We start from the raw sequence: 20,789 nt of genomic DNA on the forward strand, positions 1-20,789 counted from the left end.
CTTGCCTCAAGGACGATTGTGATGACAGCGCTCAACGATCTAAACGCCCTGCAAGCCAGCATCGCCGAAAGCGTGCTGGGCCAGGACCAGGTTATCCGGCAGATCCTCCTGGGCCTGCTGGCCAACGGTCACCTGCTGCTGGAAAGCCTTCCGGGGCTGGCCAAGACCCGCACGGTCAAGGCCCTGGCCAGGCACCTGGACGCAAAAATGAGCCGGATCCAGTTCACCCCCGACCTGCTGCCCTCGGACATCACCGGGGCCGAGGTCCTGCACCAGGTGGATGGGCAGAACCAGATCCGCTTCCAGCCCGGCCCGCTGTTCGGCAACCTGATCCTTGCCGATGAAATCAACCGCGCCCCGGCCAAAGTCCAGGCCGCCCTGCTCGAAGCCATGGAAGAGCGGCAAATCACCGTGGCTGGCGCCAGTCATGCACTGCCCGAGCTGTTTATCGTGGTCGCGACCCAGAACCCCATCGAGCAGGAAGGCACCTACCCGTTGCCGGAAGCGCAGATGGACCGGTTCGTGATGAAAATCCTCCTCGACTACCCCAGCGCCGATGATGAAAGCCAGGTGTTGCGCCTGCTGCGTGCGGAAGAACAGGCCGTCGACAGCTCCGTCACCCAGGGTTTCAATCTGGCGCAGGAGGTGATCTTCGCCGCTCGCAAGGAAGTCAGCGCGGTACAGGTCTCACCTGCCATCGACCGCTACCTGATCGACCTGATCAATGCCACCCGCCACCCCGGCGATTACGATGCGGACCTGGCGCGCTGGATCAGCCTCGGCGCCAGCCCTCGGGGCGGTATCGGCCTGGACCGCTGCGCGCGTGCCGACGCCTGGTTACAGGGGCAGGCGTTCGTGACGCCAGCCAACGTGCAAGCCGTGGTCCACCCGGTGTTGCGTCATCGCCTGCAACTGAGCTACGACGCCGTGGCCGATGGCGTCAACGCCGATCAGGTGCTGGACCGGCTCCTGGCCAAAGTGGCGCTCCCGGCATGAACGCCGACGGCCAGGTCTACGTGTCCCTCGGGCAGTTGATGGCCCTGCAGTTCCAGGCACGGGGCTTGAGTTTCATTGCGCGCCAACCCCGGGGCAGCCTCCTGGCGGGCAACCATGCCTCCAGGCTGCGCGGGCGCGGCCTGAACTTCGACGAGCTGCGGCGCTATCAACCCGGCGACGATTTGCGTCACCTCGACTGGCGGGCGTCCCTGCGCACCGGCAAGCCGGTGGTGCGGTCCTTTACCGAGGAACGCGACCGCCCGGCCTTGATCGTGGTCGACCAACGCATGTCGATGTTCTTTGGTTCGGTGCGCAGCTTCAAATCGGCAGTCGCCGCCGAGTTGGGGGCGCTGGCGGCGTGGATGGTATTCGACGCAGGCGACCGGGTTGGCGGCGTAGTGTTCAACGATGAGCGCATCGACGCCGTGGCCCCGCTGCGCAGCCGCAAGCGGGTCGAAGCCCTGTGCAGCTGCATCGTGCAACATAACCAGGCGCTCAACGCCAGCAATCCCGACCATGAAGGCGACGGGCAACTGGACAAGGTCTTGCAGCAGTGCCTGGCCCTGGCCGGGCATGACCATTTGATCTGCATCGTTAGCGACTTTGCCGGCGCCGGGCCGCGCACCCTGCAGCTGTTGCGGCAACTGTCGGCCCACAATGATGTGATCGCCCTGCAAGTCTACGATCCACTGGCCCTCAACGTGCCCAGAACCGGCCAACTACGCGTGACCCAAGGCCAATTGCAAGTGGAACTGGCGGTGCAGAAACAGCAGGTGCGCCAACCCTTGGGGGATTTTCTGGGCGGGCGCCTGAAGGATGTTGCCAGCCTGTTGCGCCGCAGCCAGGTGCCGTTGCTGATGTTCAGCACCGCGCTGCCCGCCGCCGATCAGTTGCGTGACGAACTGGGCAGGCGTCGTTGAACAGTCAGGTGCCGAGCATCGAACAGTTGCAAGAGCTGGGCTTGCCCGCGCCCGTCAGCTATTGGCCGCAGACCTGGGGCTGGTGGGTCCTGCTGGGGCTGCTGGTCCTGGGCCTGTTGGCGTGGGCAGCACGGGCCTGGTTGAAATGGCGACGCAATGCCTATCGCCGTGAAGCCCTGGCGCGACTGGATGCCCTGGACGATCTACGCGAGCTGCCAACGCTGCTCAAGCGCGTGGCCCTGTCGATGCCCTTGGCACCCGAGGAGCAGCAACGCGTGCCGACCCTCAATGGCGCCCAGTGGCAAGCCTTCCTGCAACGCCATGGCGGCGCAGATGTGCCGGCAGACCTCAGCCGGCAACTGGCCGAGTTGGCTTACGCCCCGGTCGACGCGCTATCGCCGGAACAACGCACGCGCCTGTTGGCCCAATGCCGAACCTGGGTGGAGGGCCATCATGTGGCAGCTTGATTACCCCTGGCTGTTGCTCCTGCTGCCATTGCCCTGGCTGGCCTGGCGCTACCTGCCCGACTACCGCGAGGCCCGCAGCGCCGTACGTGTACCGTTTTTTACAGGCATGAGCCGTGCTGTGGGGCAAAAACCTGCGGCCACTGGCAGCCAAGGCAATCGCGCGCAACTGATGCTCAACCTGTTGGTGTGGGGCCTGCTGGTGCTGGCCATCGCCCGCCCGGTCTGGGTCGAAAAACCCATCGAACACCAACAGCCGGTGCGCGACCTGATGCTCGCCATCGACATATCCCAGTCCATGCAGACCGAGGATTTCACCGACGCCAGTGGCCAGAAAATCGACCGTCTGACGGCGGTCAAGCAAGTGGTGCAGGGGTTTATCCAGCGCCGCAAGGATGATCGCCTGGGCCTGATCCTGTTCGGCAGCGGCGCCTATCCCCAGGCGCCATTGACCCTGGACCACGCCAGCCTGGCGCTGTTGCTCGATGACAGCGGCATCGGCATGGCCGGGCCCAACACCGCAATTGGCGATGCCATCGGCTTGAGCCTGAAACTGCTGGACGCGGCCCACGAACAGGAAAAAGTGCTGATCCTGCTCACCGACGGCAACGACACCAGCAGCGCCATCACCCCGGAACACGCGGCCAGCATGGCGGCAGCCAAAGGTGTGGTGATCCATACCATCGGCATTGGCGACCCGAGTGCGTCGGGCGAAGCCAAGGTCAACCTCAGTGCCTTACAGCAGATTGCCGAAACCACGGGCGGACGTTATTTGCGTGCCGAAAACCGCGACACCCTGGACCAGGTCTACGCCACCCTGGACCAACTCACCCCTCATCAAGTGAAAACCCTCAGCCACCAGCCCAAGCGCGATCTGTTCTGGCTGCCGCTGACCGCGGCCCTGAGCCTGTTTGCGCTGTATCACCTGATTGCCGCGGCATGGCCGCACCGCCCAAGACGGGAGGCCGCTGATGGCGTTCAACCTCAGTGACTTGCACTTGCTGCGCCCGGCCTGGCTGTTGCTGGCGCTGATCGGAGTGCTGTTGCCGATGCTGTGGCGGCGCAGCCGCGATCTGCAACACCGTCTGCGCGGCAATATTGCGCCCCATCTGTTACCACATCTGCTGTTGATGCCCAGCGACCCCCACCGCCTGCGGCCCGTACATCTGGCCAGTGCACTGTTGGTGCTCGGCGCCCTCGCCGCCGCCGGGCCGACCTGGGAACAGGACCGCCCGAACTTCCTGGAAAACCGTGCGCCGTTGATCATTGCCCTCGACCTGTCGCCGTCCATGGACACCATCGACGTGCCACCCACCCGCCTGGAAGCGGCCAAGCACACATTGCACGACCTGATTGCGCGCCGCAGCGGCGCGCGCACCGCGCTGATCGTCTACGCCGGCAGTGCGCACCTGGTGTTGCCGCCCACCGATGACCCGGCGTTGCTGGACAGCTTTATCCAGGCCTTGAGCAGCGACTTGCTCACCCGGCCGGGCAAGGACGTGGCCAGGGTTATCGCGCAGGCCAAGCGCCTGCTGGCGGCAGAACAAGCCCCCGGTACCCTGCTGCTGATAAGTGACGGTGCCGACGCCACGCAACTGCCGCGCCTCAAGGCGTTATTGGCCGACAGCCCGCTGCAAGTACTGATCCTGGCCGTAGGCAGCAATCCCGCCAGCTTTGACGCCCCGGCCCTGAAACAACTGGCCGCGGCCACCGACGCACCACTGGGCAGCCTGACCCTCAATGACGACGACCTGGACTGGGTGGAGTTGCACGCCCAGCAGCATTTCCAGGATGTCGATGAGCAACAGCGCGCCCTGCAATGGAAAGACGCCGGTTACTGGCTCTGCTGGCCGCTGTTGCTGGTGGCGCTGCTGTGCATTCGTCGCGGCTGGAGCCTGAACTGGGTTGCCGTGTTACTGCTGGGGCTGCTCCTGCCACCCCAGCCTGCCCAGGCCAATGCCCTGGCCGATGCGTTCCTCACTGCCGATCAACAAGGGCGCTGGGCCTTTGAGCACCATCACTACCCCGCCGCCGCCCAACTGTTTGTCGACCCCTACTGGAAAGGCATCGCCGCCTACAACGCTGCCGACTATGACCTGGCCCTGGCCACCTTCGCCCAACTCGACACCGCGCAGGCAGCGTTCTACCAGGGCAATATCTACGTGCGCCGCTTCAAGTTCGACGAGGCCATCAGCGCCTATCAGCAAGCCTTGCAGCATCAGCCGGACTTTCCCCAGGCCAGCGCCAACCTGGCATTGGCCATGGCCTTGAAAAAAGACACCGAAAGCGCAGCCGACAACACCCCCGAGGTCAAGCCCGACGCCCTCAAGTTCGACAAGACGCCCGGCAAGGGCCAGACCAAGACGGTGCAGACCGAACAGGCCAGCAGTGATGCCTTGTGGCTGCAGAACCTGAGCACTTCGCCGGCCAATTTCCTGCGACGTAAATTCAGCCTGCAGGATCAAGGTGCGGGCCATGAATAAGTACGCCCTGCTCGGCCTGCTGTGCTGCGCCCCGCTCTGGGCGGGCGAGCCGCAACTCAAGGTGCAAGTGCAACTGCTGCCCGGCCCGCAGGTGGTGGTGGGCGAACAAGTGCAGTTGCAGGTCGATGTGCTTACCGACACCTGGTTCACTGCCGCCGCCAGCCTGCCAGCCTTGCAATTACCGGGGGCGCGGGTGGATGCACCGGGCGGCGAGTCCGAGCACCTGACCCAGGTGATCGACGGCCAGACCTTCTTTGGCATGCGCTACCGCTACCGGATCACCCCCAATGTGGCCCAGGACTTCAACGTGCCCTCCCTGACCATCAGCGCCCAGCCGGGCCAGGCCAGCGCCCCTTTGATCGCCCACAGCACGCCACTGGCCTTCAAGGCCTCGCGACCGCCCGGTTTCGCCCCCGGCGAACACCTGCTGGTGGCCGCCGGCGTGCGCCTGGCACAACAGCTCAGCACCTCGGCGAGCCCTTTGCACGTCGGCGACAGCCTGACCCGCACCGTCACCCTGCAAGCCGACAACACCCCGGCGCTGTCCTTGGCCGGGCCACCCCAGGCCACGATTCAAGGCCTGCGTGCTTACCCCCAGGCGCCCATTATCAGCAACCTGGATGACGGGCGCGGCACGCTCACTGGCGGGCAGCGCGTGGATCGCTGGGTGTACCGGGTCGAACAGGCGGGGCATTACCAACTACCCGCGATCCGCGTGAAATGGTGGGACAGCCGCAACCATCGCCTGCAAGTGGCGCAGTTGCCGGCCATCAACGTCGAAGCCCTGGCCGGTAGCACCTACGCCCCGACCTTTTCCATCGCCCAAGACCTCAAGGACCTCGGCCAGCACAGCCGCTGGCAACTGTCGCGCCATGCCCTGGCCTGGAGCGCGGCGCTGGTGCTGCTGGCGCTCGCCGGCTACCTGCTCCGCGTGCTGTGGCCACGGGTTCCCCCTCTGTGGCGACGGGCCTGGACAACATTGCGTTGGGTCTGCCGTCAACTACGCTTGCAACCACTGAACCCTCGTCGCGAAAAGGATTTCCCATGACATCTCTGCGCCGCTCCCTGCCATTGCTGCTGCTCCTGAGCTTCCCGGTGCTGGGCGCCGACCCACTGCCTTCCTGGAATGAGGGCCCGAGCAAACAGCACATCATCGAATTCGTCCAGGCGGTGACCACCGAGGGTTCGACGGACTACGTCAAACCAGCCGAGCGCATCGCCGTATTCGACAACGACGGCACCCTGTGGACCGAGCAACCGGCGTATTTCCAGGTGCTGTTCGCGTTCGATGAAATCAAACGCCTGGCGCCCCAGCATCCGGACTGGCACACCACCCAGCCCTTCAAGGCAGTGCTGGAAAACGACCATCAGGCCCTGGCCCAGAGCGGCATGGACGGCCTGCTGAAAATCATCGGCGCGACCCATACCGGGATCAGCACCGAGACCTTTATCGCCAATGCCAAGGCCTGGCTGACCCAGGCACGCCACCCGAAAACCGGCAAACCCTACACCGAGATGATCTACCAGCCGATGCTGGAAATGCTCGACTACCTGCGCAGCCAGCAATTCAAGACCTACATCGTTTCCGGTGGCGACACCGCATTCATGCGCGCCTTTGCCGAAGTGGTCTACGGCGTGCCGCCGGAACAGGTGATCGGCAGCACCTTCGTGACCCAGTTCCAGATCACCGACGGTACCCCACAAATCCTGCGCACTGCCAAGTTGGCCCACAACGACGATGGCCCGGGCAAGCCGGAAAGCATCGACGCGATCATCGGCCGACGCCCGATCCTGGCGTTCGGCAACTCCGACGGCGACCTGCAGATGCTGCAGTGGACGGCCGCTGGCAAAGGCAAACGCTTGATGGGGTTGGTGCACCACACCGACGCCACGCGCGAGTGGGCCTATGACCGCAAATCTTCCGTCGGGCGCCTGGACAAGGCGCTGGATGAGGCAAACACCCAAGGTTGGACCGTGGTGGATATGGCCGCCGAATGGCGCCGTATCTACCCCTTCGAGCCGGTGGTGCAACAGCAGGTGCAATAAGAAAAGACGTCGCGATGGACTGTACTAAACGTTGGTCGCAGGTACTGCGGCTCAAGCCGATAAAGGAGCAGGTCTTATGACTCGCATACGCAAGTGGCTACCGAAGCTGGCCCTGGTGGCGGTTTCAGTGATGGGGGCCGGGGCAACCGCCTTGGCCGCCGAAAAGCCGAATATCCTGGTGATATTCGGCGATGACATCGGGCAAACCAATATCAGCGCCTATTCCATGGGCGTGGTGGGCTACAAGACCCCGAATATCGACCGCATCGCCAAAGAAGGCATGATGTTCACCGATTACTACGCGGAGAACAGCTGTACCGCCGGGCGTTCATCCTTTATCACGGGCCAGACGCCGTTGCGCACGGGCTTGTCGAAGGTCGGCGCACCGGGCGCATCGGTGGGCCTGCAAAAGCGCGATATCACCATCGCCCAGGCCCTCAAGTCACTGGGCTATGCCACCGGCCAGTTCGGCAAGAACCACTTGGGTGACAAAGACGAATACCTGCCGACCAACCACGGTTTCGACGAGTTTTTCGGCAACCTCTATCACCTCAATGCTGAAGAGGAACCCGAGCGGCCCTATTGGCCCAAGGATGACCCTGACTTCGTCAAGGCCAACTCGCCGCGTGGGGTGATCCACAGTTTTGCCGACGGCAAGATCGAGGACACCGGCGCCTTGACCACCAAGCGCATGGAGACCATCGACGACGAAACCACCGCCGCCGCCCAGGCGTTCATCAAGAAACAGGCCGAGGCCGACAAGCCGTTCTTTGTGTGGATGAACACCACCCGCATGCACTTGTTCACCCATGTGCGTGAGTCGATGAAGGGCCAGAGCGGCATGCCCGGCAACGAGTACGCCGATGGCATGCTGGAGCATGACGGCGACGTCGGTAAACTCCTGCAAACCCTCGACGACCTGAAAATCGCCGACAACACCATCGTGGTCTACACCACTGATAACGGGCCGAACCAGTTCTCCTGGCCAGATGCGGCGACCACGCCGTTTCGCAACGAGAAGAACTCCAACTGGGAAGGTGCCTATCGCGTGCCGGCGATGATTCGCTGGCCGGGCAAGATCAAGCCAGCCGAGGTCTCCAACGAGATGTTCTCGGGCATGGACTGGTTCCCGACCCTGCTCGCGGCTGCGGGTGATGCCGAGGTCAAGGACAAGCTCCTCAAAGGCTGGGCGCCCACCGCAGGCGGTGGCAATTTCAAGGTGCACCTGGATGGTTTCAACCAACTGCCGTACCTGACAGGCCAGCAACCCAAGGGCGCACGCGACGAGTTCTACTACTTCAACGATGACGGGGTGCTGGTTTCGGCGCGCTTTGGCAACTGGAAAGCCGTGTACTGCGAACAGCGCGCACCCGGTGGGTTCAAGGTGTGGAGCGAGCCGTTCGTGTGTCTGCGGGTACCGAAGATCTTCAACTTGCGCATGGACCCGTTTGAGCGGGCAGACATCGTCTCTGATCAGTATTACGACTGGAGCACGAAAAACGTCTACCTGGTTGCGGTAGCGGTGACCAAATCGGCGAAGTTCCTCCAAACCTTTGTCGAATACCCACCGAGCCAGAAACCGGCGAGCTTCAGCATCGACCAGATTCGTGCAGCGGTGGATGCGAAGATTGCCGAGAAGGCTAAAGCACAGCCTGCACAATAAAGGGCTGAACGCCGCTCACCCAGGGTGAGCGGCATTTTTATGTAGGAGCGAGCTTGCTCGCGAAAAATGCAAGCGCGCCGCGTTTATCCAGAATATGCGCGTAATCGTTGGCGTTTTTCGCGAGCAAGCTCGTTCCTACAGGGGGCTCCACTCAATGTCTTCACGCTCCGCTGCCATGGTTCAAACTCAAATCACCTCCACCCTGCTGATCCCCGCCCTGCTGCTGTTCACCTCCGGCGCCGCCGCCCTGGTGTATCAGGTGCTATGGATCAAGCAGCTGTCGCTGGTGGTCGGGGTCGAGGTCTATGCCATTACCACTGGGATCAGTGCGTTCTTTGCCGGGCTGGCCCTGGGCAGCCTGCTGTTTGGCCGCTGGGCCGACCGTCTCGCCCGGCCGCTGGTGCTGTACGCGGCACTGGAAATTTTTGTCGCCGTGCTGGGGGTCAGCGCCACGCTGGCCCTGGGCATGGCCGCCAGCCCGTTTGCCTGGCTGGAGCAACGCATCGGCCTGTTGGCCTGGATCCTGCCCTTCGTCCTGGTCGGTTTGCCCGCCTTGTTGATGGGCGGCACCCTGCCGGTACTGGTACGCGCCCTCAACGTCGATGCCAAGGACCTGGGCCAGGCCGGTGGCCGACTGTATGCCGCGAACACCGCCGGGGCGATCGTCGGCACCTTGCTCACCGCCTTTGTGCTGATCGCCACCTTTGGCGTGCGCGGCAGTGCCCTAGTGGCCGCCCTGCTCAACCTGCTGGCCGCCGTCGGCGCGTTGTTGTATGTGCGTCATCGCGCGACGGCGGCCAGCGTCCCGTCCAAGACGCAGCCGGCGCGCCTGGCACTGGTGCTGTATGCCATCGCCGGTGGCGTGGCCCTGGGTTACGAAGTGGTCTGGTCGCAATCGATCGTGCAGTTCATGAGCACCCGCACCTACGCCTTTGCGGTGGTGTTGGCCACCTACCTGGCCGGGTTGTTTATCGGCAGTCAGCTCATGGCACGCCGGGTCGAGCGCCTTCGCGATCCCTGGGGCGTGTTCGGCCTGTTGATCGCCGGGGCCGGGCTGGTGGCCCTGCTGGAAATCGCCCTGCTGGGCCGTTGGCTGGTGCTGTTGCAAACCCAGGCCGAGGCACTGGTGCTGAGCCTGGGCGGCCTTGAGTTGGCGGGCATGAGCGCGCGTTTTGCGATGGCCGCCCTGTGCATTGTGTTTGTACCCACCCTGTTGCTGGGCGCGGCGTTTCCCCTGGCGCTGCGCCTGAGTGTGGGCAGCGCGCATGTGGGCCGGGATGTGGGCGCGGTGGTGGCGTTCAACACCCTGGGCGGGATTGTCGGGGTGATGCTCTGCGGTTTTGTGCTGATTCCCTGGCTGGGTCTGGTGCACACCCTGGGCCTGCTGGCAGTGATTGCCGGCGCAGTGGGTTACATCGCAGTACGGCGTGGGCATGCGGTGAAAAAAGGTCGGCGCCAGGCAGTGGCAGCTCTGGGCCTGTTGTCGCTGGCCATGGCCCTGCTGACCCCGGTAGACCGCCTGGCCAACCTGCTGCCCGGCGCACGCAATGCCAGCCTCAAGTTTTACCAGGAAGGACGCGGTGCCACGGTCGCCGTGGTGACCCAGGGCAAAGGTGCGCGGGCCTTTCAACGCCTGTATATCCAGGGTGTCTCCAATACCGGCGACGCCATGCCATCCCTGCGTTATATGCGCATCCAGGCCCTGCTGCCGCTGCTGATCCATAACGGTGAACCCCACTCAGCGCTGGTAATCGGCTTTGGCACCGGCATCACCGCGGGCGCACTGTTGCGCTATCCGGGGCTGGAGCAACGGGTGGTCGCCGAACTGCTGCCGGCGGTAGTGCAAGCGGCCCCCCTGTTCAAGGGCAACTACAACGCCGCCAGCGATCCCGGCGTACAAGTGCGCTTACGCGACGGTCGCCAGGAACTGCTGCGCAGCCCCCAGGCCTACGACTTGATCACCCTGGAGCCGCCACCACCCTCCGCCGCCGGCGTGGTCAACCTGTATTCGCGCGACTTCTATCAATTGGCCGCGCGCCGCCTGGAGAAACACGGACTGCTGGCCCAATGGCTGCCACTGCCGACACAGAACATCGAAGATTCGCAGTCATTGGTGCGCAGCTTTCTCGATGTGTTCCCCTACGCCAGCCTGTGGACCAGCGAATTCCACGAAATGCTGCTGGTGGGTTCCATGGAGCCTATCGAGCTGGACGCCGCGCGCATCCGCCAGCGCTTTGAACAAGCCCCGGTACGCAGTGCCCTGGCCGAGGTCGGCATTGATTCGGCACCGACCTTGCTGGCCACCTGGGTCACCGATCGCAATGGGCTGGAGCGTTTTGCCGGGCAGGCCCTGGCGGTCACCGATGATCAACCGCGCATCGAATATGCACCGTGGGTGCGCAGCCAGGAGATCAAGCGGGTGTTGCCGGCATTATTGGATTTGCGGGTGAGCGTACCGCTGCGCAATGCCGACCTGGCATTCTCGCGGACCCTGGACGCAGAGCAGCAACGCCTGATGCAGTTCTACCGCGCCAGCCTGCATGCCTACGAGGGTGATCGCGCGGCGTGGGGGCGGGATATCCGGCAAGTGTTGCAGGAAGATGGCGCCAACCCGTATTACCGCTGGTTTTTCGGCGATTGACGTGTAGGAGCTGGCTTGCCAGCTCCTACCGTGAGGGCGGGTTATTTGGTTTTGAGCTTGACGTACGACTGATGCAGGTCCGCCGCCCAGCCATCCATCACAGCCTTCACGTCGGCTGCTTTCATGACCTGGGTATCGTTGTCCAAAGGTTTGCCCGTGCCTTTACGCACGACTTGGGCAATCACGCGGCCGCTGTCGCCATCGAGAAACTGCGCCTCGGTGCCCAGGGTGGTTTCCTGATCGCGAATCCCGGTGCCGGTGCTGACCGCTGCCGCCACCAGGGCGACCGGAATGAATTCGTAGGGCTTGAGGCCTTCAGTCTTGCGACTGACAGCAGTAATGGCCGCCCGCACCACAATCACCCCAGGGCCCGGTGCATTGGCCAGTGGCAGTGACTTGACCAGCTCACGCTTGAGCGCCTGGTTGTAGTACTCGTTGATGCTGCGCAAAGTGTCTTCGGGAATCTGCGCCGTGGCCTGGGGCTTGGGGAAGAACTGGGTCGGCTCGATGTACACCGAGGTGTAGCGGTTCAGATTCAGCTTGGGATCGACCCAGCGCATCACCTCTGCGCCCGACGGCGACTTGGCTTCGCGTAAATGACTGTAGTCCGAGAGAAAGCCCGAGTATTCGTCCGGCTGGGGGACTTTACTCGCGCACCCGGCAACCCCGAGTGAGGCAATACACAGTGTGCTGATCATTAGCCCTAGCTTCATGGTGCGACTCCTTGGTGTTTATCGTCGAAACGTGAAGTTACAGGTATAGCCAACTCTTGGGAAATAACCTGCCGGTTGCGCGCATGTGCGGCTTATTTCACAACATCGATTTGACAGGCATCCAACCTGCGTCAAAGCTGCACACAGCTAAAGCACGCCGTAGAGCGTCAACGCATCGGACATCGGAAGTCGCATGCCCAAAGTTACCCACCGTGATTCACCCCGTCGTTATCTCTACCCACTGTTGATTGCCGTTGTGCTGCTGGCGATGGCCGGGATCTGGCTGTTCCTCCAGGCCAGTACGCCCAGGCTGCCATTACCGGCGCCTGCACCTGTGGCAGCGGTGGCCAAACCGGTGGCGCTGCCACCTGCGCAAATGGTCGACGAGCAACAGTGCCAGGCTTGCCATCAACCCCAGGCCAAGGACTGGCAAGGGTCGCACCATCAACTGGCGATGCAGCAGGCAACGCCTGCAACAGTGCCGGCGGACTTCAATAATGCAGCGTTCCAGGGCGAAGGCGAGACCACCCGGTTCTTTCGCCGGGGCGATGAATTCTGGGTCAACACCCCTGGTGGCGACGGCAAGGCCATGGACTTCAAGGTCGCCTACACCTTCGGCATCGCACCCTTGCAGCAATACCTGATCGACGTCGGCGGTGGACGTTTGCAGGCCCTGGGCGTGGCCTGGGATACCGAAAAAAACCGCTGGTTCCACCTCTATCCAGGCCAAGGCGTGAACTTCAAGAACCCGCTGCACTGGAGCAAACCGAGCCAGAACGCCAATTTCATGTGCGTGGAATGCCACACCACCGGCTATAAACGCAACTTCGATGCGGCCAGCAACACCTTCGACAGCCAATGGAACAGCCTCGGCGTCGGCTGCCAGGCCTGCCATGGACCAGCGTCCAACCATGTGCAATGGGCGGCAAAAAAAGGCGACCTGCTGCACGCCGGTTTTACCGTGGACTTGAAGGACAAGGACGCCACTGTCGAACTCGAAACCTGCTCCCGCTGCCACGCCCGTCGTGCACCATTGGGTGACGGTTATACCGTGGGCATGCGCCTGATGGACGACTACCTGCCCAGCGCCCTCACCCGCGAACTGTATGCCCTGGACGGCAAGATCAAGGACGAGGTGTTTGAGCACGGCTCCTTCGCCCAGAGCAAGATGGCCGACAAAGGCGTACGTTGCACCGACTGCCACAACCCCCATAGCAACCAACTGAAGGCCCCCGGCAATGGCGTGTGCCTGCAATGCCACAACACGGCGGGCAAGGCCGCTGTTGCCTCGGTAGATGGCCGGGGTTTGCAGGCCAAGAACTACGAAGCACCGGAGCACACGCGTCATGTCGCCGGGCAACCCGGGTCGTTTTGCGTCGATTGCCATATGCCCGGCAAGTTCTACATGGGCAATGACTTTCGCCATGACCACAGCTTCAGCATTCCCAACCCCGAGCGCGCCGCCAGGCTCGGTACCCCGGACGCTTGCCTGGCCTGCCACCAGGGCAAGGCCGGCGACAGGGTTACTGCGCAATTCAAACTGTGGGACCACAGCCAGGCACTCCAGGCCCCGCGTTACGATGAAAGCCTGGCGTTGATTCGCGGCGGCCAGCCGGGCGCTGCACAAGCGCTGTATGAGCAGTTGGCGCGCAATAATCTGCCGGCGATCCAACGCGCCACGCTGCTGGCCGAATTGGTCAACTACCCGAGCGAACAGGCGCTGAAACTGGCGACCAAGGACCTGGGCAACCCTGCCCCACAGGTGCGCGAGAGTGCGCTACGGGCGGTCAGCGCCTTTGTGCCACCCGCCGAGCGCGTCACGCTGTATGCCCCCCTGCTAAATGACCCGGTGCGTGCGGTGCGCATCCTCGCCGCGCGGGATCTGCTCAGTGTCGCGACGCAAGGCCTGGGCCCGGCCTGGGAGCAGGCCATCGGTGAGTATGAAAACGTGCAACTGAGCCTGCAGGAACGCGCCGAAGCCAACCTCAACCTGGCCATGCTGTACCAGGCCAGCGGCCGCGCCAGTCAGGTCGAAGCCCAACTGCGCACCGCACTGCTGCGCGATCCGGACTTCTACCCGGCACTGGTGACCCTCGCACAGTGGCTGGAGGCCAACGGCCGTGGCGAAGAAGCCCGGCGCCTGGTGGCCGATAACCTCAAGCAGCATCCCGAGGCCGCGCTGCTGCAACACACCCAGGGGCTGATGCTGATTCGCCAGGGCAAGACGGCACCGGCACTGACGCACTTGCGTGAGGCGGCCCGCCTGGAACCGGGCAACGGGCAGTACAGCTTTGTGCTGGCGGTGGCGTTGCACGACGGTGGCCAGGTCGACAAGGCCTGCCAGCAGTTGGAAGACCTGCTCAAGCGCCAACCGTACAACCGTAATGCACGGTTGTCGCTGATCCAGTACTACCTGGAGAACGGCCAGGAACCCAAGGCGCAGGTGGTGATGCAATCGTGGAAGCAGTTGAATCCACAAGACCCGGCCTTGAAATAACTAGGCCTGCACTTCAAGGGGGGTAGTGAGATACAGCCGAACGGTGAACCGAACCCCGGTTGATCTAAGCGCCATAGTCGATGGTGAGCGATTTCGCTTTCGGCAGTTTGTTGTTTTAAAACGCTACAGACCAAGATAAAAACCATAAAACCATATCAGCCGAGGAATACCCGCTGTTTTATGGCATAAATTCTGATCCGTATTAATGTAGTTTTTCTGAGTCTGTTTTGTTTTCCATGGGTTTCCTACAGTGCCCGGGACTTGAAACCGTGGAAGACTGACCATGAGCACAGCATCAACCGGGCAGGCCTATAACTATAAGGTTGTCCGTCAATTCGTCATCGCCACCGTGGTGTGGGGCGTCATCGGCATGGCCATGGGGGTGTGGATCGCCTCGCAACTGGTGTGGCCGGAGATGAACCTGGACTTGCCCTGGACCACCTTTGGCCGGTTGCGGCCGTTGCACACCAGCCTGGTGATTTTCGGCTTTGCCGGCAGCGCGCAATTTGCCGCCAGCTACTACGCGGTACAACGTACCTGCCAGGTGCGCCTGTACTCCGATTGGCTTGCCGCTTTCACGTTCTGGGGCTGGCAATCGGTGATTGTGATCATGCTGGTCACCTTGCCCCTGGGCTACACCACCACCAAGGAATACGCCGAGATCGAATTCTCCGGTGCGGTGTGGATGACCGTGGTGTGGGTGGCCTACGCCATCGTGTTCTTCACCACCGTGGTGCAGCGCAAGACCCAGCACATCTACGTCGGCAACTGGTTCTTCGGCGCGTTTATCGTGGTGATCGCCATGCTGCACGTGGTCAACCACCTGTCGATCCCGGTGGACTGGTTCAAGTCCTATCCGGTGTATTCCGGCGCTACCGACGCCATGGTGCAGTGGTGGTACGGGCATAACGCGGTGGGGTTTTTCCTGACCACCGGGTTCCTGGGAATGATGTATTACTTCGTGCCCAAGCAGGTCGGGCGGCCGGTGTATTCCTATCGCCTGTCCATCGTGCATTTCTGGGCGTTGATCACTCTGTATATCTGGGCCGGCCCTCACCACCTGCACTACACCGCGCTGCCGGACTGGGCCCAATCGTTGGGCATGGCCATGTCGCTGATCCTGCTGGCGCCCAGTTGGGGCGGGATGATCAACGGCATGATGACCCTCTCGGGCGCCTGGCATAAATTGCGCACCGACCCGATCCTGCGGTTTTTGGTGCTGTCGCTGGCGTTCTATGGCATGTCGACCTTTGAAGGGCCGATGATGGCGATCAAGACGGTCAACGCCCTGTCCCACTACACCGACTGGACCATCGGCCACGTCCACGCAGGCGCCCTGGGCTGGGTGGCGATGATCACCTTTGGCTCGCTGTACCACATGATCCCCAAAGTCTTTGGCCGCGAGCAGATGTACAGCGTGCCGCTGATCAACCTGCACTTCTGGCTGGCCACCATCGGCACGGTGCTGTACATCGCCTCGATGTGGGTCAACGGCATCACCCAGGGCCTGATGTGGCGGGCAGTCAACGACGACGGCACCCTCACCTACTCCTTCGTCGAAGCCTTGCAGGCCAGCCACCCGGGGTTTGTGGTGCGGTTTGCCGGCGGCGTGTTCTTCCTCGGCGGCATGTTGCTGATGGCCTACAACACCTGGCGCACGGTGCGGGTCGCGGACTTGAAGGTGGCGCACCGTGATGCGCAGATCGCCTGATGTGGGAGGTTATCTTTAACCTGGCGGCGGTGATCTGCCTGTATGGCACCGTGGAATATTGCCTTCGGGACCAGTCGGGAGAAGCCTTGGATGAGGCCAGTCTGATTCCGTTTGCCGACGACCCGGAAGTGGCACGCCGGGTGGAGTTGGCGACGGGCAAACAGGTCAAGGCGGTGGCGCCTGAGGAGGCCAAGCCCGGTTGGGGCAACGTAGAGGTCTGAAGGTCTGTTGGGCTTTGTGTGGGAGCGAGCAAGCCCGCTCCCACATTTGATGAATCAGCCGCGCTCGCGAGGGATCAGGCTCTGCAACTGCAAGGCCAGGAAGTTGGCATCAAAGGCAAAGGTGTCCGGGTCTTTCAGGCCATTGGTTTTCTTCCACAGCCAATCATTGGACCCCGGCAGCAATACCAGAGAAATACTGCCGTAGCGCGCAGCGGTCAGCCCCATCACCGACAACGAAATCAAGCCACCCGCCCCCATCACATCCGGCACGAACTCCACCGGTTTACCGGCAATATGAATGGTCAACTTCTCAGTCTTGAAGGTCGAAGTCTCCACCGGCACGCTCGGCCCGGACGCCACATAGGCCTCACGCTGCACCTCCAGCAAGCCATCACTCTTGACCGGCGCCAGCCATTGCTCGATCTGGCCGTACAGCTCGGTGATTTTCTGGGTCCAGTGGGCTGACTGCACCTCGAACTGCTGGCGCTTGTGCGCTTCGCTGTCGGCGTAATGACGAAGCATCTCGCCCAGTTGCTGTACATCGTCCATTGCGGTGTTCCTCGGGGACTGCAAACAACGATCATGGCAGATGCCGCACCGCCGCGTATGACTAACGCACCCGTGTTGGGTAAGGTGTGCCTTTCGCCTAACAGTTTGAGGAGCTTGGCATGCGTACCATCGGCCTAATCGGCGGCATGAGCTGGGAGTCCAGCGCCGAGTATTACCGGATCATCAACCAGCAGGTCCGCGACCGGTTGGGGCCGCTGCGCTCGGCACAAATCCTGCTGTACAGCGTCGACTTCGGCCCGGTGGAACAGGCCCAGCACGCCGGGCGCTGGGATGACGCGGCGCAGATCCTGCAAGACGCCGCACGCCGTCTGCAAGCCGGTGGCGCCGACTGCATTGTGCTGTGTACCAACACCATGCATTTGGTGGCACCGCAGATCGAAGCCGCCGTGTCGGTACCGTTCCTGCACATTGCCGATGCCGCGGGCGCGGCGGCAGTCAAGGCCAATACCCTGACCGTCGGCCTGCTGGGCACAGCGTTCACCATGGAACAGGATTTTCTCAAGGCGCGCCTGGCGGCCCAGGGCTTGAACGTACTGGTGCCTGACGCCGACGAGCGCCGCGCCGTGCACCGGATCATCTATGAAGAGTTGTGCGTCGGGGTGATCAGCGAGGCGTCACGCCAGGTTTACCAACAGGCCATCGCGAACCTCGCGGCCCGTGGCGCCCAGGCGATTATCCTGGGATGTACCGAGATTGGCCTGTTGATCAAGCCCGAGCACAGCGATCTGCCCTTGCTCGACACCACCGAGCTGCATGCGCAGGCTGCGGTGGCGTTTGCCCTGGGGGATCAGGCGGTCTGACGCAGGCGAGCCATGCTCAGGGCATCGACAAATACGCCGTCACGCACGGCGTAATCGCGCAACCGGCCTTCGGTCTCGAAACCGAACTTGCGGTACAGCGCCTGGGCCGGCTCGTTGTCGGCATACACCGTCAGTTCCACCCGGTGCAGGTTCATCCAGTTGTCGGCCACCTCCAGCGCCGCACCCAGTAACTGGGTGCCCACGCCCCGACCCTGCCAGGCCACAGCCACTCCCATGCCGATACCGCCGACATGGCTTTGGCGACTGCGCGAATACTGCTCCAGGGTGCAATTGCCAATCACCTCACCGGCCTGCACCGCCACCAGCCTGAGCAGTCGCTCATTGGTATCCGCCAGGCGTTTGCGCCAGACCTCCAGTGATTGGAACGGCATCTGCAGCACCTGTCGGCACACGGCCGGCTCGTTGTAGAGCGCATGCATGCCTTCGAGATGGGTTTCGGCAAAGCGCTGGATCACGATCTTGGAGTCAGGTGCAGGCATTGTGTTTCATCCTTTGAAAGACAAGTGGCCGACCAGTGTAGGCAGCGATAGCACGCGCTGTCATCCGCGACTGCGTTGCGCGCCCAGCCGCCACACCCGCGCAATATCCGCCGCCCGCTCACGCAACAACCTCGGCGCTTCGCTGCAGGCCTGCTCCAGGCTCATCGGCCCGCCAGGCAAGGCAAACGCGGCGTCGACGCCATGGGCGTACATCTGCTCGTAGCCGTCGCCCAAGGTGCCTGCGATCACGATGACGGGTACACCGTGCTGCTTGGCTACCCGTGCCACGCCAAACGGGGTTTTGCCGCGCAGGGTCTGGGCATCGAAACGGCCTTCGCCGGTGATTACCAGGTCGGCACCGCGCACCGCATCGTCCAAGCCCACCAGTTCGGCGACCACGTCCACACCTGCGCGAAACTGCGCGCCGAGGAAGGCTTTGGCGGCAAAACCCAGGCCGCCTGCCGCGCCGCTGCCCGGCTCGTCACGCACGTCCCGGGGCAAGACCTCGGCGCAGTGGTCGGCGAAGTGACCCAGGGCCTGGTCCAGTTGCGCGACTTGTTGTGGATTGGCGCCTTTTTGCGGGCCGAAAATCGCCGAGGCGCCGTGGGGGCCGCACAGGGGGTTGTTGACGTCGGCGGCGATCTCGAAGCGCACTTGGGCCAGCCGCGAGTCCATTGATTCAAGATTGATGCGGGCCAACTGCGCCAGGGCCAGGCCGCCGTGCGCCAGCGTTGCACCTTGGGCGTCGAGCAGTTGCACGCCAAGGGCCTGCATGGCGCCGGCGCCGCCGTCATTGGTGGCGCTGCCGCCAATCGCCAGGATGATCCGCTGGGCACCCGCGTCCAGGGCGGCGCGGATCAGTTCACCAGTACCGAAGGTGCTACTGGCACAGGCATCGCGTTGCCCTGGCTGGACCAGTTGCAAGCCACTGGCTTCGGCCATTTCGATAATCGCCGTGGCACTCTCGGCCAACCAGCCCCAGCGCGCCTCAACGGTGCCGCCCAACGGGCCTTGCACGGTGCAACTGCGCAATTGGCCATGGCAGGCCGCGAGTACCGAGTCCACCGTGCCTTCACCACCGTCCGCCATCGGGCACTTGATCAGTTCGGCATCGGGCCAGACCTGAGCCAACCCTTGGGCAATGGCCTGGGCCACGCCTTCGGCACTCAGGCTGTCCTTGAACGAGTCGGGGGCGATGATGACTTTCATGGGCTTTCTCCGGTTTTTATGACGCCCATGCTGCCAGTTGGCACCGGCAATGACGCCTGTCCGATGCACAAGCGTGGCTGGGGTTTGTTGTTCATTTCGACAAAAGCACCGGCGCCTACGGGGTTGGGGGCAGCAGTTGCACTCCCAGGTACAACGCGAGCATGCCATCAAGGGTCAACGGGTCGACACCGCTCAATTCGGCGATGCGTTCCATGCGGTAGCGCAGGCTGTTGCGGTGGATGCCCAAGGCGTCGGCGCAGGCCTGGCTTTGTCCGTCGTGCTCGCACCAACTGCGCAGCGTGGCCTGCAACTGGCCGTTGCTGTCCTTGGCCAGGACCTTGCGCAACGGGTTGAGCAGTTCGTCGAGGGCATCGTCGTTGCGATGGCGCCAGAGCATTACCGGCAACCGGTAGCGATTGAGGGTCAGCAGGCGCGACTGGGGCAGCACGTCGCGGCCATAGGCGAGCAAGTCCGCCACGCGCCGATAGCAGCGGCGCAAGCCCGTCAATCCATCGGCCTGGCCACCCACAGCCACCCGCAGGACGTTCCAGCCGCAGGCATCGAGCTTTTCCAGCAGGCGCGGGTTGTCCATCGGCACCGACGCCGGGCGGCACCACAGCAACGAAAACTGCGCGGAGCTGACGCACCAGCTGTCCGGGTAACGCGATGCCAGCCAGGCTGCCAGCGCTTCGGCGGTCTGTCCCGGGCCCAATTCAAACAGGTAAGGAGTGCGCGGCAACTGCGGCTTGAGCCCCAGTTGCTGGGCCTCATCCACCAGGCGCGGCGATTCACCGCTATCGGCCAGCAGCAACGCCAGCAGGTCATCACAGCGCTGGCGCCGCCATTGCTGCTCCGCCTGCTGGTGGCGCTGGCTGACCAGCATCTCGGCGGTCATCCGCACCAGTTCGGCATAGGTGCGCAGCAACTGCGGTTCACCACTGATGCCCAGCACGCCGATCAGACGCTGGTCATGCAGCAACGGTAGGTTGATCCCCGGCGCCACGCCCTTGAGGTGCTTGGCGGTCTGGCTGTCGATTTCCACCACGCGACCGTTGGCCAGCACCAATTGCGCGCCTTCATGGCGGGTATTGATCCGCTCCGGTTCGCCGCTGCCGAGGATCAGGCCCTGGCTGTCCATGACGTTGACGTTATAGGGCAAAATGGCCATCGTGCGATTGACGATATCCTGCGCCAGGTCATGATCGAGTTCGAACATGGGGCTAAATTCCTTGAAAGCGCTGCATTACGCAATTGTTCAAAGGCACAGCGCAATGGATCGATCGCTGTGCGGGGGCACAAAGACACGGCACCGTCCCGTGACCGAGACTCTTGGGGCGATCAACGTTACCCTCGCA

Annotated in this window: 18 protein-coding genes; 13 read left to right on the plus strand and 5 right to left on the minus strand. The window is 63.1% G+C overall.

Going from position 1 to position 20,789, the window contains the following annotated elements; genetic code table 11:
• Nucleotides 1-21 precede the first annotated feature (21 nt).
• The 9 genes from KL786_RS12620 (at nt 22) to KL786_RS12660 (ending at nt 11,213) form a co-directional block, all read left to right on the plus strand.
• Entirely contained in the window at nt 22-996 is a 975-nt protein-coding gene (locus tag KL786_RS12620) for an AAA family ATPase (protein WP_215517800.1), read from the plus strand.
• Nucleotides 993-1,916 (plus strand): DUF58 domain-containing protein, encoded by a 924-nt coding sequence (locus KL786_RS12625; RefSeq protein ID WP_215517801.1) that lies wholly within the window; start codon nt 993-995, stop codon nt 1,914-1,916. Before KL786_RS12620 ends, KL786_RS12625 begins: the two co-directional genes overlap by 4 nt.
• Nucleotides 1,913-2,383 carry a DUF4381 domain-containing protein gene (locus KL786_RS12630; protein ID WP_215517802.1) on the plus strand — a complete coding sequence of 157 codons (471 nt, stop codon included), beginning with the start codon at nt 1,913-1,915 and terminating at the stop codon, nt 2,381-2,383. Before KL786_RS12625 ends, KL786_RS12630 begins: the two co-directional genes overlap by 4 nt.
• Nucleotides 2,370-3,371, plus strand: a complete 1,002-nt coding sequence (locus KL786_RS12635) for a vWA domain-containing protein (RefSeq protein ID WP_215517803.1) — start codon at nt 2,370-2,372, stop codon at nt 3,369-3,371. The genes KL786_RS12630 and KL786_RS12635 overlap by 14 nt, the downstream gene beginning before the upstream one ends.
• Nucleotides 3,352-4,863: a VWA domain-containing protein gene (locus KL786_RS12640; protein WP_215517804.1), complete on the plus strand. Its 1,512-nt coding sequence runs from the start codon at nt 3,352-3,354 to the stop codon at nt 4,861-4,863. Before KL786_RS12635 ends, KL786_RS12640 begins: the two co-directional genes overlap by 20 nt.
• Nucleotides 4,856-5,911: a BatD family protein gene (locus tag KL786_RS12645; RefSeq protein WP_215517805.1), complete on the plus strand. Its 1,056-nt coding sequence runs from the start codon at nt 4,856-4,858 to the stop codon at nt 5,909-5,911. The genes KL786_RS12640 and KL786_RS12645 overlap by 8 nt, the downstream gene beginning before the upstream one ends.
• Nucleotides 5,908-6,909, plus strand: coding sequence for an HAD family hydrolase (locus KL786_RS12650; RefSeq protein ID WP_215517806.1), 1,002 nt, complete (start codon nt 5,908-5,910; stop codon nt 6,907-6,909). The genes KL786_RS12645 and KL786_RS12650 overlap by 4 nt, the downstream gene beginning before the upstream one ends.
• A gap of 76 nt (nt 6,910-6,985) precedes the next feature.
• Nucleotides 6,986-8,572, plus strand: a complete 1,587-nt coding sequence (locus tag KL786_RS12655; protein ID WP_215517807.1) for an arylsulfatase — start codon at nt 6,986-6,988, stop codon at nt 8,570-8,572.
• Nucleotides 8,573-8,726: 154 nt separating this feature from the next.
• Nucleotides 8,727-11,213, plus strand: coding sequence for a fused MFS/spermidine synthase (locus KL786_RS12660; RefSeq protein WP_215517808.1), 2,487 nt, complete (start codon nt 8,727-8,729; stop codon nt 11,211-11,213).
• Between the two features lie 41 nt (nt 11,214-11,254).
• On the opposite strand, the gene KL786_RS12665 is transcribed toward KL786_RS12660, so the two are convergent.
• Nucleotides 11,255-11,926 carry a DUF3313 domain-containing protein gene (locus KL786_RS12665; RefSeq protein ID WP_215517809.1) on the minus strand — a complete coding sequence of 224 codons (672 nt, stop codon included), beginning with the start codon at nt 11,924-11,926 and terminating at the stop codon, nt 11,255-11,257.
• Between the two features lie 193 nt (nt 11,927-12,119).
• Between KL786_RS12665 and KL786_RS12670 the strand changes: the two genes are divergently transcribed.
• The 3 genes from KL786_RS12670 to KL786_RS12680 all read left to right on the plus strand — a co-directional run bounded on the left by KL786_RS12670 (nt 12,120) and on the right by KL786_RS12680 (nt 16,355).
• Nucleotides 12,120-14,423 carry a tetratricopeptide repeat protein gene (locus KL786_RS12670; RefSeq protein ID WP_215517810.1) on the plus strand — a complete coding sequence of 768 codons (2,304 nt, stop codon included), beginning with the start codon at nt 12,120-12,122 and terminating at the stop codon, nt 14,421-14,423.
• 283 nt (nt 14,424-14,706) lie between these two features.
• Nucleotides 14,707-16,134 (plus strand): cytochrome-c oxidase, cbb3-type subunit I, encoded by a 1,428-nt coding sequence (ccoN, locus tag KL786_RS12675; RefSeq protein ID WP_215517811.1) that lies wholly within the window; start codon nt 14,707-14,709, stop codon nt 16,132-16,134.
• Nucleotides 16,134-16,355: a cbb3-type cytochrome c oxidase subunit 3 gene (locus tag KL786_RS12680; protein WP_215517812.1), complete on the plus strand. Its 222-nt coding sequence runs from the start codon at nt 16,134-16,136 to the stop codon at nt 16,353-16,355. Before ccoN ends, KL786_RS12680 begins: the two co-directional genes overlap by 1 nt.
• A gap of 54 nt (nt 16,356-16,409) precedes the next feature.
• On the opposite strand, the gene KL786_RS12685 is transcribed toward KL786_RS12680, so the two are convergent.
• The gene (locus KL786_RS12685) at nt 16,410-16,904 is read right to left on the minus strand and encodes a hypothetical protein (protein WP_032860567.1); all 495 of its coding nucleotides are present in this window, start codon (nt 16,902-16,904) and stop codon (nt 16,410-16,412) included.
• A 119-nt stretch (nt 16,905-17,023) separates the two neighbouring features.
• Here KL786_RS12685 and KL786_RS12690 point away from each other — a divergent pair, with 119 nt between their 5' ends.
• Nucleotides 17,024-17,725 carry an aspartate/glutamate racemase family protein gene (locus KL786_RS12690; protein WP_215517813.1) on the plus strand — a complete coding sequence of 234 codons (702 nt, stop codon included), beginning with the start codon at nt 17,024-17,026 and terminating at the stop codon, nt 17,723-17,725.
• On the opposite strand, the gene KL786_RS12695 is transcribed toward KL786_RS12690, so the two are convergent.
• From KL786_RS12695 to KL786_RS12705, 3 genes are all read right to left on the minus strand, one after another.
• Nucleotides 17,713-18,225 carry a GNAT family N-acetyltransferase gene (locus KL786_RS12695; RefSeq protein ID WP_215517814.1) on the minus strand — a complete coding sequence of 171 codons (513 nt, stop codon included), beginning with the start codon at nt 18,223-18,225 and terminating at the stop codon, nt 17,713-17,715. The genes KL786_RS12690 and KL786_RS12695 overlap by 13 nt on opposite strands.
• Nucleotides 18,226-18,285: 60 nt before the next feature.
• Nucleotides 18,286-19,434 carry a glycerate kinase gene (locus tag KL786_RS12700; RefSeq protein WP_215517815.1) on the minus strand — a complete coding sequence of 383 codons (1,149 nt, stop codon included), beginning with the start codon at nt 19,432-19,434 and terminating at the stop codon, nt 18,286-18,288.
• 115 nt (nt 19,435-19,549) lie between these two features.
• Nucleotides 19,550-20,650 carry a sugar diacid recognition domain-containing protein gene (locus KL786_RS12705; RefSeq protein WP_032860574.1) on the minus strand — a complete coding sequence of 367 codons (1,101 nt, stop codon included), beginning with the start codon at nt 20,648-20,650 and terminating at the stop codon, nt 19,550-19,552.
• Nucleotides 20,651-20,789 lie beyond the last annotated feature (139 nt).

The sequence above is a fragment of the Pseudomonas sp. TAE6080 genome (assembly GCF_018732265.1).
Lineage (GTDB): Bacteria > Pseudomonadota > Gammaproteobacteria > Pseudomonadales > Pseudomonadaceae > Aquipseudomonas > Aquipseudomonas brenneri.

What these genes read in the sequence shown, in the direction of transcription:
- KL786_RS12650 (WP_215517806.1), top strand. Translation starts at nt 5,908, where the DNA reads ATGACATCTCTGCGCCGCTCCCTGCCATTGCTGCTGCTCCTGAGCTTC.
- KL786_RS12645 (WP_215517805.1), top strand. Translation starts at nt 4,856, where the DNA reads ATGAATAAGTACGCCCTGCTCGGCCTGCTGTGCTGCGCCCCGCTCTGG.
- KL786_RS12655 (WP_215517807.1), top strand. Translation starts at nt 6,986, where the DNA reads ATGACTCGCATACGCAAGTGGCTACCGAAGCTGGCCCTGGTGGCGGTT.
- ccoN (WP_215517811.1), top strand. Translation starts at nt 14,707, where the DNA reads ATGAGCACAGCATCAACCGGGCAGGCCTATAACTATAAGGTTGTCCGT.
- KL786_RS12665 (WP_215517809.1), bottom strand. Translation starts at nt 11,926, where the DNA reads ATGAAGCTAGGGCTAATGATCAGCACACTGTGTATTGCCTCACTCGGG.
- KL786_RS12685 (WP_032860567.1), bottom strand. Translation starts at nt 16,904, where the DNA reads ATGGACGATGTACAGCAACTGGGCGAGATGCTTCGTCATTACGCCGAC.
- KL786_RS12680 (WP_215517812.1), top strand. Translation starts at nt 16,134, where the DNA reads ATGTGGGAGGTTATCTTTAACCTGGCGGCGGTGATCTGCCTGTATGGC.
- KL786_RS12640 (WP_215517804.1), top strand. Translation starts at nt 3,352, where the DNA reads ATGGCGTTCAACCTCAGTGACTTGCACTTGCTGCGCCCGGCCTGGCTG.
- KL786_RS12700 (WP_215517815.1), bottom strand. Translation starts at nt 19,434, where the DNA reads ATGAAAGTCATCATCGCCCCCGACTCGTTCAAGGACAGCCTGAGTGCC.
- KL786_RS12625 (WP_215517801.1), top strand. Translation starts at nt 993, where the DNA reads ATGAACGCCGACGGCCAGGTCTACGTGTCCCTCGGGCAGTTGATGGCC.
- KL786_RS12635 (WP_215517803.1), top strand. Translation starts at nt 2,370, where the DNA reads ATGTGGCAGCTTGATTACCCCTGGCTGTTGCTCCTGCTGCCATTGCCC.
- KL786_RS12690 (WP_215517813.1), top strand. Translation starts at nt 17,024, where the DNA reads ATGCGTACCATCGGCCTAATCGGCGGCATGAGCTGGGAGTCCAGCGCC.
- KL786_RS12670 (WP_215517810.1), top strand. Translation starts at nt 12,120, where the DNA reads ATGCCCAAAGTTACCCACCGTGATTCACCCCGTCGTTATCTCTACCCA.
- KL786_RS12695 (WP_215517814.1), bottom strand. Translation starts at nt 18,225, where the DNA reads ATGCCTGCACCTGACTCCAAGATCGTGATCCAGCGCTTTGCCGAAACC.
- KL786_RS12705 (WP_032860574.1), bottom strand. Translation starts at nt 20,650, where the DNA reads ATGTTCGAACTCGATCATGACCTGGCGCAGGATATCGTCAATCGCACG.
- KL786_RS12660 (WP_215517808.1), top strand. Translation starts at nt 8,727, where the DNA reads ATGTCTTCACGCTCCGCTGCCATGGTTCAAACTCAAATCACCTCCACC.
- KL786_RS12620 (WP_215517800.1), top strand. Translation starts at nt 22, where the DNA reads ATGACAGCGCTCAACGATCTAAACGCCCTGCAAGCCAGCATCGCCGAA.